Origin of the sequence: Parabacteroides timonensis, assembly GCF_900128505.1 — a bacterium.
Taxonomy (GTDB): domain Bacteria; phylum Bacteroidota; class Bacteroidia; order Bacteroidales; family Tannerellaceae; genus Parabacteroides; species Parabacteroides timonensis.
The window spans coordinates 2,023,644-2,036,808 of sequence record NZ_LT669941.1 but is presented as its reverse complement, the minus strand read 5'-3'; the positions used below and the strand labels follow the sequence as shown (position 1 = coordinate 2,036,808).

At 50.3% G+C, this 13,165-nt stretch carries 6 protein-coding genes; 2 read left to right on the top strand and 4 right to left on the bottom strand.

Annotated features, from left to right (window positions below):
- Positions 1 to 540: 540 nt before the first annotated feature.
- From BQ7394_RS15715 to BQ7394_RS15700, 4 genes are all read right to left on the bottom strand, one after another.
- Positions 541 to 2,211, bottom strand: coding sequence for a putative transporter (locus BQ7394_RS15715; RefSeq protein WP_075558291.1), 1,671 nt, complete (start codon positions 2,209 to 2,211; stop codon positions 541 to 543).
- 150 nt (positions 2,212 to 2,361) lie between these two features.
- Entirely contained in the window at positions 2,362 to 3,486 is a 1,125-nt protein-coding gene (locus tag BQ7394_RS15710) for an Sb-PDE family phosphodiesterase (protein WP_075558290.1), read from the bottom strand.
- 57 nt (positions 3,487 to 3,543) lie between these two features.
- Entirely contained in the window at positions 3,544 to 5,343 is a 1,800-nt protein-coding gene (locus BQ7394_RS15705; RefSeq protein WP_075558289.1) for a RagB/SusD family nutrient uptake outer membrane protein, read from the bottom strand.
- Between the two features lie 18 nt (positions 5,344 to 5,361).
- Entirely contained in the window at positions 5,362 to 8,715 is a 3,354-nt protein-coding gene (locus BQ7394_RS15700) for a SusC/RagA family TonB-linked outer membrane protein (RefSeq protein WP_075558288.1), read from the bottom strand.
- Between the two features lie 199 nt (positions 8,716 to 8,914).
- Here BQ7394_RS15700 and BQ7394_RS15695 point away from each other — a divergent pair, with 199 nt between their 5' ends.
- Positions 8,915 to 10,165 (top strand): exonuclease SbcCD subunit D, encoded by a 1,251-nt coding sequence (locus tag BQ7394_RS15695; protein ID WP_075558287.1) that lies wholly within the window; start codon positions 8,915 to 8,917, stop codon positions 10,163 to 10,165.
- Entirely contained in the window at positions 10,162 to 13,134 is a 2,973-nt protein-coding gene (locus BQ7394_RS15690) for an AAA family ATPase (protein ID WP_075558286.1), read from the top strand. Before BQ7394_RS15695 ends, BQ7394_RS15690 begins: the two co-directional genes overlap by 4 nt.
- Positions 13,135 to 13,165 lie beyond the last annotated feature (31 nt).

Here is a 13,165-nt window from a genome sequence, read left to right as displayed (position 1 = left end):
GGTCGAGGTCATTAATCTTAATCAGGTACTGATTGTTAGGTTTCACGATGATCGGGTCTTTCATCTGATTCGCATTGTCTTTATACATATAGACATTGTAGACGACGCTGGCACCGGTCTTCTTCGTTTTGCCGTAGAGGGTGAGGTAGAAGCGGTTGGCGGCTGTGGCGCTTTCGTCGTCGGCACTGCCGTCGCCCTTATCCATATCGGGGTAGACATAAAACACACTTGTAGCGCGTCCGTTATTGGTGTGCTGGTTGAAGACGTAGATGGCGAGGCTGTCGATAGTCGATTCGGCTACACTGGCGGGCAGCTTGTCGCCGTCGGCTTTACTCAATGGCACACTTCCTTTGGCGAAATCTTTCAGGGCGAACCCGAAGGCTGTTTTACCAGCTTCCGGCTGTGGGGTCGATCCTCCGCCGCTGCCGCCAACTTCATCGTCCGAGCAGGTACCCAGTAACAGGGCAGCCAGCATACATAAAAAATAAAGATACAACAGTACTGGCTTGTTAAAGTTTGTTGGGAGGGGGGAGAGGGACTTTACATAAATAGCATAATAATAAGTTGAGCCGATATCACCCTGATAAACATCGAAAGGGGATATACCGTTGCATAGGCAACGGAAGGTTCGTCGCCTTCCACTGTGGTGTTGGCATAGGTCAACGCCATAGGATTCGCCATACTGCCGCAGAGCATTCCGACGTTATGGGCATAGTCGAGTTTGAGGAATTGAGAGGCGATGAAGCCGACAATCAGTATAGGAACGATAGTCAACAGGAAACCGAGACCAATCCATAATAGGCCTTCCGCCCGGAATACCGTCTCGAAGAAGTGGGCTCCCGAATCGATTCCCAGTCCTGCCAGATAGATTACGATACCCAGTTGACGTAGCATCAGGTTGGCACTCATTGTTGTATAAGTGGTCAGGTGGAAACGTGGACCGAAGGCTCCCATCAGGATACCTACGATGATCGGACCGCCGGCAATACCCAGTTTGATAGGGGTAGTCATGCCCGGCAGCATAATAGGTAGGGAACCCAGCAGGACACCCAGCGAGATGCCGATAAATACGGCAAGCAAGTTCGGGTTGTCCAGACGTTTGATCTCATCACCCAGTATCTTTCCTACATTATTAACCGCATTCTTTTCACCGACGATCGTCAGACGGTCGCCGATTTGCAAGCGCAGGTTTGTGTCGGCTATCAGGTCGATACCGGCACGATTGACACGGGTGATATTGATACCGTAGAGGTTACGCAGACGGAGTGATCCGAGCTTTACACCGTTCACGCGGTTGCGGGTGACGACGATACGGCGGGAAACCAGTTGTGAGTCGATTGCGTTCCAATCGATATCTTCTTTGTTCCAGTCTACGTTTTCTTCTTCTCCGAAGAGGACTTTGATTGTTTCAGTATCTGATTTTTGGGAGATAATCAATAGATGGTCGTCTTCGTGAAGTATCATATCGGAAGTAGGAATACTGACTTTTCCGTTACGCCATACCCGTGAAATAACGAAATGTTTCTCCGTCAGCTTCATGATATCTTTGATACTTTTGTCGTAGACAGCAGGGTTGCTGATATGGAATTCGGTAACACTGGGTTTAGAGTTGTGTTTTTCCTTTTCGTCCGGCAGGTTCTTGTTACCGAATACTTTCCGTAGCAGGATAATAGCCATGATCACACCTACAACGCCCAGGGGATAAGCTACGGCACAAGCCAATGCCATGTCGGTCACTTCTTTATAATCGGCAGGATTCACCTGGAGTAAAGCCTGTTGGGCAGCTCCCAGTGCCGGTGTATTAGTGACTGCCCCGCAGAGCAATCCGACCATATTCGGAAGTGAAACACCTGTGGTCCAGTGCAGGGCAAGCGTCATAATCAATCCGAGCAGGATCACGCCCAGTCCCATCATATTCATAGCGACACCTCCTTTCTTCAGTGAAGAGAAGAAACCCGGGCCGACCTGTAGCCCCAGGGAATAGACAAACAGGATCAGACCGAAACTCTGTGCAAAGTTCAGCATGTCCTTATTGACAACGATCCCTAAATGTCCGGCCATAATTCCAGCAAAGAAAACAAAAGTGATACCCAGTGAAATACCGAATATCTTCTGTTTTCCCAGAAATAATCCCACCGCCGAAACCAATGAGATCACGATAACAGCCTGCAACATCGTCGGCTCAAAAAAAGCTTCCTGCAACCAATCCATACCAGTGTTATTTGTTGAAGGTACAAAGATAGGGGTTTATTTTGATAACAGGCGAAATAATGGAGTAATGTGGGAATAGGGGAATGGGATGGGAACAGGAAAATGTAAAAGGGCAGGTTTAGAACCTGCCCCTACAAGGTTGGTAAATATTTACTTGCCGAATAACTGTACTTGTAATTTCTTTTCCGGGCTGACAATCATATTGTCTACCTGATAGCTGACCGACTGACTGCTTTCATTTTTAGGCAGAATAACCAAGACCGTTTCTCCTGCTGGTACTTCGATCGTTTCCGGGTAGCCGTTGGCATTTTTGTCGATTTTCTTTAACAGGAAAGGGACATCTGTGCGGTTGACGATGCTCCGGTAAGAACGTTCGGGAGTGGTGTGGTGGATCGGTTTCACTTCGATGGAGGCCTGGAAGAACTTCTGCAGCAGGTCTTCTTTCCCCATCAGGGTGTCGTAAAACCAGATCAGGGTGCGGCGGTCGAAGAGCGCTTCCCGGATTCCTTCAGCTGTGCGGTCTTTCGACAAGACAAGCGTCATCGGACGGTGGCTGGTGGTGCGGAAGTCATATAAACGTTCGATTACGTCGTGTACGTCGGTGTTACAAAGCAGGGTCAGGTTCTTTTCGTTCACCCAGTTCAAAGCAACCGGATACCATTCGAACTCGTTGAAAACCTCGATACCGTTCAGCCAACCTTTCTGGTAGAGTGTCTCGTGCACGTCGTGCCACTGGATAGAGTCGACACCCCATCCCGGATGGTTCCACTGGATAAAGGCTCCCTGGTTATGTGCTTCTTCAATTGCTTTCATATAATCCTTCTGGTCGAGGGCATTCACGTCTTTGACGAATAAAGCATTTAAATGACCGGGAGGCATCGAACGGGTGATTTCACCCCCTTTGATAAGGATGATCTCCCGGCGTGCCGCTTCCTCCTGGGCCAGCTCGAAAGAATAGTTATGATTACCCTTTTCGATGGCCGGACGTGCCGGCTGCCCTTCGATATGGTCGGTGATGGCGATTGCATCCAGGCCTTCTTCCCAGGCTTCCTGCACCCGCAGGGTCGGCCAGACGATACCGTCAGAGAAGATCGTGTGGATATGGAAGTCACATTTTAATAGGTTGTACCCGTCGATTTGCGGCAGGCGAATCTCTTTGCGTGCCTTGACGCGTTCTTTTCCTGCTTTTATCTGCTTGGGCAGTGCTTCCTGCGCATTTGCGCATATACCTGCCGCCAATAATGATAGTGCGATTAATACGTTTGTTGTCTTCATTACTTTTTATACATTAATATATGATACATTCTTTCTAGCTTCTGATTGTTAATTCGACTATTCCCATCCGAACAACTGCGGAGCCAGTGCCGGATTCAGTTCCATTTCGTGTTTGGGAACGGGGCGATAGTAGAACTTAGGCTCCTGGAACGTGCCGATCTCTTTGATGGTCAGGATATTTCCTTTCGTGCCTTCTGTCAGGTAGACGGTTGCGTTCGTGTCGTCGATCGTTCCGGTTCTGTAATAGACCAGCTTTTTGCCCAGTGAGTTGCTTTCTTTGTCTGCTTCGGCAGGGATATCCTGTGAAGAAGGGATTAGGTAAATATCTTCGATGCCGTCTCCGGTCAGGTCGAACTTGCCTAGAGAGGGAAAGTAGAGGCCTTCGGGTTCTTTTTCCAATAGCTTTCCGGCTTTCCAGCGCATCAGGTCGTCGTAGCGGAAACCTTCGAGGGCCAGTTCGACACGGCGTTCGCGGCGTATCTCCTGCAGGGTGGAAGAGATATTCGGGAAGGCTTTCTGCATGATCGGATCGGCTATCGGATTCAGTTTCATGGCAGGGATGCCGGTGCGTGAACGGAGCAGGTTGATTGTTTTGTTCAGGTCGTCCTGCGTCAGTTCGCCCAGTTCGGCACGGGCTTCGGCATAGGTCAGCAACACTTCGGCATAGCGGAGTACCGGATAGTCTATGCCCAGGTAATAGTCTTCGTCCTTATTATTGATAAAACCTTTGATTTGATGGTAACCCGAGAAGTTTTTATTCAGGTTCTGCACATAGATGCCTGCTCCCGGCGCATAGGTCATTGTGTTGATCAGCTCCCATCCCGGCCAGGCGAGAGTCTGCCACATACGCGGGTCACGGTTCTGGAACTCTTCGACGAACTGTTTGGTCTCGTAACCCGGTTGGGTGGAGTAGTAAGAACCGTCTTTCATCAGGTACGACTGTACCAAGTCTTTGGTCGGACAGGGGATATAATTACCGAACATAAAGGCCCAGAAGCCGTTCCCCTGTATCTTCCTGTCGAAGTAGGTCGCCAGAATGATTTCCGGGTTGGTACTCAGGTCGGAACTTTCGAACAAGGTGTGATAATCGTTGTCTACATCACCTGTCGTGTAGATGCTGAAGCCTCCTTCGTTCATGATTTGAAGGGCAACATCGGCTGCCATTTTCAGGTAAGTGCCGGCAGAACTTTGCAGGTTCAGCTCGTCGTGATACTTACGGTAAGTACCCTCATATAAGGCATGACGCGCCATATAAGTGAGGACAACCCATTTATCTACGGCACCGGTCTCCTGGCCGGTCTTTACATGTTCGGCGGCGAACTGGAAATCCTCGAATATCTTCTGAATGACGAAATCCCTTGAGTCGCGCGGCTTGTATAAATCTTCATCTGCGGTAGTCAATGTCTTTTCGTACCAGGGAACATCGGAGAAGCGTTTCACCTTGTCCATATAGAAACGGGCACGGAAGAAGCGGGCAACCCCCTGATAGTGGGCTAGTACGTCTTCGGCTACTGCCGCCCTTTCGCAGTTTTCGAGGAAAAGGTTGATCGTGCGCAGTTTATCCCAGTCCCAGCCGGCACTGACGGTTGTCGAATTGGGGTTGGTCGAGATCATGATGTTCTTTACTTCCACCACGTCCGTTGTTGCCTGGTTATCTGTGCCGGCATCTGCTGTATAGTTATTGAAGTTGGGAAAATCGTAGAAGTTGTAGCAATACATTTTCAGGTCTTGTTCCGTATTGAAGTAACTGTCCACGCCGATTTCCGTCTGTGGTTGACGGTCCATGAAACTGTCGTTGCAGGAGGTCGCTGCGAGGCAGGCAAGGATCGTTGCCAGGGAATATAATTCTTTTTTCATTTTTTCTCTTTTAAATAGTTAGAATGTCACATTGACGCCAAATGAATATTGGCGGTTGAATGGATAGACATACCCGTAGTTGGATTCGTCGGTCACAGCCTCGGGATCGAAATATTTCTTCAGGGCACTCCATTCGAAGATATTGTCACCGCTGACGAACACACGTACTCGGCTCAGGTGTGCCTTTTTAGTCCATTCACTCGGCAAAGTATACCCCAGCGTGATGTTCTTGATACGCAGGTAAGCACCGTTTAATAGATAGTTGGTCTGAGGAATAGCCAGCCCCATCGACTGATCGATACCGGTTCCCAGGTTCTTGTCGGCCAGCCAGGATTGGAGCACCGGATAACGGACATTAAGATTCTGGTTAGCCAGTCCGGCTGCGATATACGACTGTGAGTGTTTAGCCATATCCACATCGCTGTCGGTTGTCGGGCGGTAGAAGTCGAACAGGTGTTCGGGACCGCCGGCATAGGGTTGCTGGTAGAATCCCCAGTATAAGTAACTGATCGGGTAATAGTCGCGTTTGGCAATTCCCTGGAAGAAAGCGGACAGGTCGAAACCGTTCCATTCGGCATTCAGGTTGAACCCGAAGCGGAAACGGGGTGAAGAGTTGCCGATGATGCTCAGGTCACCCGGATCGTCTACGGTCGTGTTTCCTTTGGTGATCTTTTTGTCACCGTTCAGGTCTTTGTATTTCGGCCATCCGTTGACAATCTCCAGAGCACCCCAGGGAATGATGGACGACTGGTCGAGGTTCTTGATTTCCTCTTCGCTCTGGAAGAAGCCATCGCTTTGTAAACCCCAGATTTCGCCCAGTTCCTGTCCTTCGTAATATTGGGTCAGGCTCCGGGTCGGATTGTCGAAACGGGTGATCCAGGAGCGGTTGTCCGATAACATGAACTTGGCTCCCCAGTTGAATGGTTTTCCGTCCAACTGGAACTGGTCGCGGTAACCTACGGTCAATTCCCAACCGGTTGTTTTCATATCGGCCGCGTTCTCTTTGGGTTCGCTGGCTCCCAGTACGCCGGGAAGTTCTTTTCCCAGGGTAAGCATTCCTTTGGTATCGCGACGGTATACATCGACGGTGGCCGTCAGCTTATTATCGAGAAAAGCCAGGTCGAGACCGCCGTTCAAGGTACGTACCTCTTCCCAGGTGTAATCCGGAGAAACCAAGGAAGGGGGAGTGACTACCTGTTGTAACTTGCCGTTAATGATATAACTTCCCAGCTGCGAGCTCATCGCCGGGATATATCCGTATTCCCCGACCAGCTGATTACCCAGCGAACCATAGGAAGCACGAACCTTCAACTGACTGACTGTCTCCCGCAGCGATTCGAAGAACGGCTCTGCATCCACACGCCAGGCGGCGGAAGCGGAGGGGAAGAATCCGAAACGTTTCTCTTTCGGGAAACGGGAGGTTCCGTCGTAACGTCCGTTCACTTCGAAGATATACCGGTTGTCGTAGGTATAATTGGCACGGAAGAAGAGACCGCGTATTGCCCAGTCGGCATACTGTTCGCTGACGAACTGGTCGCCCGACGAGAGTCCGATGGATGGAAGCGAGCTCGAGATAATACCCTCCCGTTCGGCTTTATACCAATTCCAGCGGTTGTATTCCTGGTTGAATCCAAGGATACCGGTCACATAATGTTTACCGAACGCCTTATTGAAGGTCGCGAAGAGTTCCAACACGCTGTAATAATCGTTGGTTGTACTTTTGTACGCCTTGCTGTCACCCAGTTCGCGGATGTCGTCCGGGCCATACCCGATGGTATATTTGTTCTTGAACCAGTTGTAATCTTCATTCCCTTTCATAAAGGTGAAGTTGGCATTTACCAATAACATCTTTTCCAGGAAGGACATTTCTGCGGAGAAAGTGCTCTGCAAGCGATTATATTTAGTCGTTTCTTCTCCACCATCTACCAATTGAGCCATAGCGATACCGGCAGAGTTATTAGCCCAGGTACCGTCCGGGTTTTTATCCCAGTCAGTAGGAGCGAGGTCGTAGAAGATACTCATATTCGAATCGCCGTTTCCTTTTTGCCGGATGCCGTTACTGTCGATATATGGTTCGCCGCGGCTGGAAAGATAACTGGGCTTGATGCGGTTGGTTGCCACGAACGACGTATTGTTCGATAACGTCAGCCAGTCCCAAACTTTGTAACTCACCTTGGCACGCATGCTGTAACGGCGGTAGTTGTCGTTCTTTACGATCCTTGCCAAGATACCGTTCTCATCGTCGACACCTCCGGAAAGATAGAATTTTGTTTTCTCCGTCGCTCCGGATACCGACAGTTGGTGGGTATTGCTAAACGTATTCTTATCCAGAAAATAACGTGTCCAGTCGCGATTCCCCATATATTCCCACTGTGTTTCATCCAGCGGGTTGAGGCGTACCGGATCGGTGCCGTCCGGGTTGTCGGAACGTTGACGGGCCCATTCGAGGCGTTCGTCGCTGGCGACGTGGCCGGAGCTCCAGGGAGTGTTCAGTACGGCGATATTTTTCAGTTTCAGGTAGATATAGGGGTCGGAAGTCTTGTTAGGGAGGATAGAGGGGCGTTTCCAGGCAAAGTTATTATTGTAGCTCACCTGGATGCGATCGGTGTTACCTTGTTTGGTCGTGATCAGGATCACACCGAAGGCTGCACGTGCACCGTAGATGGCAGCCGAAGATGCATCTTTCAATACGGAAAGGGTTTCGATATCTTCCGGCAGCAGGCGGTTCAGCTCTTCTGCATCCGAAGCGACCCCGTCAATCAGGATCAGCGGGCTGCCGCCATTGATGGAGGCTTCTCCACGGATATTGATCTTGGCAGCCTGTCCCGGTTCGCCGCTGGTAAAGTCGATGTTGAGGTTGGGTATCATTCCCTGTAATCCTTTGGAAATGTTGGTGATCGGACGGGCTTCCAGTTGCTTGGCATTAATCTGGTCTACCGAACCGGAGAGGTTTACCTTCCGCTGTACTCCGTAGCCGACAACGACCACTTCTTCCAGTTTCTCTGCATCATCTTCCAGTACGATATGGAAGGTAGTCTTTCCGTTGACTACGACATCCTGCGGTTTATAACCGATATAGCTTACCGACAGGACGGCATCGGAGGGGACAGCCAAGCTGAAGTTCCCGTCGACGTCGGTAATTGTTCCGTTACCACTGGCTTTTTCCAATACGGTCGCCCCGATCAGTGGCAGGCCGGTAGCATCTACAATGGTACCGCTCACTTGTATTTTCGTTCGCACCTGATGGGAGATGGCTACCGGGAAGTCGGTCCCGGCAGTAGCGCAAAAAGGGGTAAACAAGCTGCAGGCCACTATTCCGGCCGGTACTAAGAGCACACGCCTTATACGCGAGTCAGAAGTAAAATTTGTCATAAATTTGTTTCTTTTTGTTGCCGCAAAGGTAAAGGCGTGGAATTACGGAAATGTTGCTGTCGTTTTTCATTGCTGAGACAATTTCGTCTCTTCTCTGTTACGAAAGAAAGATCTTATTTAAAGACTTCGACAGGCCGGATATATGTGAATTATCTTTTATCTTTGAATCTTCATTTAATGAAAACAAGATAAACGAACGATGTCTTTAAAGATCATACATACTGCCGACTGGCATCTTGGGCAGACCTTCTTCGGTTATGACCGGGAGGAGGAACACGATGCCTTTCTGAATTGGCTGGTCGAAACGTTGGCAGCGCAGCAGACAGATGTCCTGTTGATTGCCGGGGATGTATTCGACGTGGCTAACCCGTCTGCTGCGGCTCAGCGGCGTTTCTTTCATTTCTTGAAGGAGGCGAACCGTCGTAATCCGCACCTGCAAATCGTTGTCATTGCCGGAAACCATGACTCGGCAGCCCGCTTGGAGTCTCCCGTTCCTTTATTGGAAGAGTTGAATACTTCTATCGTCGGGATCATCCGGCGGGCGGAGACCGGAGAGATCGATTTTAATTCCCTGGTGATACCTTTATATAATAAGGAAAAGAAACGGGAGGCCTGGTGCCTTGCCGTCCCTTATCTTCGTCAAGGGGATTATCCAGCTTCGGAAGAAATACACGATACCTATATTGCCGGCATTAACCGTATGTACCGCCAATTGTATGATTATGCCGATGCCAGGCGACAACCTGGCGAGGCGTTGGTCGCTATGGGCCACCTGCATGCTACCGGAGCCGAGTTGTCGGAGGATGACCGGAGCGAACGTATCATCATGGGGGGACTGGAATCCGTCTCTTCCGATACATTCGACGAGGGATTGGCTTATACGGGTCTCGGCCATATCCATAAAGCGCAACGGATAGGAGGCAGGGAGAACCTGCGCTATTCCGGCAGTCCGCTGCCGATGTCTTTTTCGGAGAAGAACTACCGCCACCAGGTCGTTGCCGTTACGATTGATAACGGATGCCTGTCGGAGGTTGAATCGGTGCCTGTCCCTTTGCTTGTCGACTTGCACCGGATTCCGGAGCAGCCTCTTTCACCGGAAGAGGTGATTGGCCGGCTGGCAGAATTGCCTGCCTGCGAAGAGGGAGATTCCGAAAGCCCGAACCGCTGGCCATATATCGAAGTACGCGTTTTATTGACCGAGCCCGATCCGGGATTTCGCCACAGGGTGGAGGAGACGCTTGCCGATAAAGCAGTTCGCCTGACCTCTATCGTTCCGTCTTACCCGAAACGGGAGGAGGAGGATACTGCTCGCCCGTTGTCTTACAGCGATCTGCAACGGATCGATCCGATGGATATGCTGAAGCATGCCTTTACCAGCAAATATGGCGGAGAGTTGCCGGAGGATATCGAATCATTGTTCAAGGATGTAATGCGGGAGGTTTCTTTATGAAAGTATTAGCGATACGGGGTCGTAATCTGGCCTCGCTGGAAGGTGAGTTTGAAGTTGATTTTACCGTCGAACCTTTATTGTCTGCCGGGATCTTTGCCATCTCCGGACCGACGGGGGCGGGAAAGTCTACGATATTGGATGCCATGTGCCTGGCTTTGTTTGCCCGTACGCCGCGTACGGATCAGGCAAAAGAAAACAATGTGAAGTTGCGGGATGTGAATGAAGAGGTGCTGCCGCAAAGCGATCCCCGCTTTTTATTACGTAGGGGGACAGCTTCCGGTTATGCGGAGGTCGATTTCCAGGCTTTGAACGGACACCGCTACAGGGCCCGTTGGTCGGTCGGACGTGCCCGTGACAAAGAGAACGGACGTTTGCAGAGTCCCCGTATTACATTATATAATATAGATAAGGAACAGGAGGAACAAGGTACACGTTCTGAATTGCAATCGCGTGTAGTCGAACTGATCGGCCTGACGTTCGAACAGTTCACCCGCTCTGTTCTATTGGCACAGAATGACTTCTCCACGTTCCTGAAAGCGGAACAGGGGGAAAAGGCTTCGTTATTGGAAAAGCTGACGGGTACCGAGCTTTATTCTTCCATCTCCCGTCTGATCTTTGAAAAGAATGCAGTAGCCAAAGAGGCATACGACAAGATACAAGCCCGTATCCAGGGAATCGAACTGCTCACGGAAGAGGTGGAGCAGGAATTGCAGACCCGTCTCAAAGAATCGGAAGCCGCCTTATCAATCCTGGAAAAGGCAAAAGCGGAAGAACAGGCGTTGCAGGAAGCCGTTAAATCTACCGGACAGCAAATCGCTACCCGCCAGGAACAACAAAAAGAGGCTGCCGCTAAACTGCTCCGGGCTACGGAGCTCCTAGATACAGCCCGTAAAGAATATGAGCAGGGCATTCAGGACGAACAGCGTTCGGAAGCCGACTTCAAAGCCTTGCAGCAGGATTTGCAGCAGGCCCGCAAACTCGATGTACAACTGAATGAAGTGACCCGTTCGGCGAAAGAAACGGAAACCCGTCTCCGCGATGCACTCCAACGAAAGAAAGAAGGCGAGGATAAACTGAAAGCTGCCCAAACCAAACAGGAACGAAGCGCCGCGGAGATCGCCCGCCTGACCGATTGGCGGAAGCGCTATGCGAGTAAGGAGAGCATTGCAGAACAACTTTCGGCATTGTTGCTGCATCTGGATGCTGCTTCAGCTTCGCGGCAAACGTTGGAAAAATCCGGTAAAACAATTGCCTCGATTCGTCAGACGGCCGAACGTCTGGTCATGCAGCTAAAGACTGTACAACAAACTGCCGAGACTAAACGCGCGGCTCTTCAAAGGACGGAAGAATCTATCCTTATATTGGAGCAGGAGTTGAAAGCACAGGATCAGGAAGCATTGGAGAAACAGTTGGAAGCTGTTCGTGCGGAACGTGAGAATCTATTGATCGAACAGGCACGGCAGGCAGCCAGCGGTGATATAATGGAGCTACGGAAGAAATTGCAGGAGGGAAGCCCTTGTCCGGTGTGTGGAAGTACCCATCATCCGGCTGTGACTCATGCAACTGTGTCTGAAATGCCGAAACAGATTGCCGCTTTGACCTTACAGCTCCAGCAGCTAACAGCCCGTAAAACGGCCTATACCGCCAGTGAAAAGCAACTGAACCAGTTACGTCAGCAGCTTTTGCAACTACATAAGGAACTGACGGAAGCTGAACAATCACGTACAGATATCCTCGGACGCCAGAAGCTGGCAGAAACTCAGATTGTCCGCGAAGAATCCATCTGTGTGGAAAGTAAGGAAACGCTTAATAAATCTCTTTCTGCCGCCAACCGTCTTTTCGGAAATGATGAATGGCAGAAGGGCTGGCAGCAAGATCCGGATTCTTTCCGTGAAACATTAATAACCTTTGCCCGCGGGTGGCATGAAAATACAGAACGGTTACAAGAACTGCAACGCGAGCAAAGCGCCCAGAAGGCAGAATGCGAATCCTTTGCCTCTTTCCTCCCTTCATTAACAAAAGAAGTAGAGGATGCCACCCTGCGGTATGAGAAAAACCGGACGGAACTGTCCGCTCTGCAGGCTGAACGTTCGAAACTTCTGTCCGGCAAGCCTGCCGACCAGGTTGAAAAGGAATATAGCAACCGCAAAGAAGAATTAAAAGAACGTCTGAAACGTCTGCAAGCCGTCCAGACTGAACAATCGGGTATTGCCGACCAACTGAAAGGTATCTCCGAACAGATTGCCCGTGATTTGGAGAAAGCGTCGGAAGATTTACAACTTCGCCGGAAAGCATTGTCCGACTGGTCCGAATCCTGGAACCGGGAACATGAAGGAGAAACCTTAGATATTTTGTTGCCTCACGTTACTCGGGAGAAAAACGAATATGCTTTTCGTTTACGTACTCAGGCAGAGAACAAACTGAAGGTTGCTACTCAACAGGAAGAGTTGAATGTTTGCCGTCTGGAAAGTGAACGCTGGGCCAAACTGAATGACTTGGCAGGCTCGGCCGATGGTGCCAAGTTCCGCCGTATCGCCCAGGGATATACGCTCGATGTCTTGCTCAACTATGCAAACGTGCAATTACGTGACCTGAGTCGCCGCTATCGGTTGGAACGTGTTCCTGAAACCCTGGCTTTACAGGTGATCGACCGTGATATGTGTGATGAGATTCGTACTGTGCACAGTCTTTCGGGAGGGGAATCATTCCTGGTCTCGCTGGCATTGGCATTGGGGTTATCGTCTCTTTCCTCCAACCGGATGAAGGTCGAGAGTTTGTTTATCGACGAAGGTTTCGGCTCGTTGGATGCCGATACGCTCCGTATTGCAATGGATGCCCTGGAAAGCCTGCGTACACAAGGGCGTAAAATAGGTGTGATCTCGCATGTACAGGAGATGACGGAACGCATTCCGGTGCAGATACGTGTGAGCCGGGCCGGCAACGGAAGGAGTTATCTGGAAGTTGTATGAGCCGGAAGTATTGTTAACTTTGCTATTGTTA

Coding starts and splice junctions, on each gene's coding strand:
- BQ7394_RS15715 (WP_075558291.1), bottom strand. CDS start 2,211: ATGGATTGGTTGCAGGAAGCTTTTTTTGAGCCGACGATGTTGCAGGCT.
- BQ7394_RS15710 (WP_075558290.1), bottom strand. CDS start 3,486: ATGAAGACAACAAACGTATTAATCGCACTATCATTATTGGCGGCAGGT.
- BQ7394_RS15705 (WP_075558289.1), bottom strand. CDS start 5,343: ATGAAAAAAGAATTATATTCCCTGGCAACGATCCTTGCCTGCCTCGCA.
- BQ7394_RS15700 (WP_075558288.1), bottom strand. CDS start 8,715: ATGACAAATTTTACTTCTGACTCGCGTATAAGGCGTGTGCTCTTAGTA.
- BQ7394_RS15695 (WP_075558287.1), top strand. CDS start 8,915: ATGTCTTTAAAGATCATACATACTGCCGACTGGCATCTTGGGCAGACC.
- BQ7394_RS15690 (WP_075558286.1), top strand. CDS start 10,162: ATGAAAGTATTAGCGATACGGGGTCGTAATCTGGCCTCGCTGGAAGGT.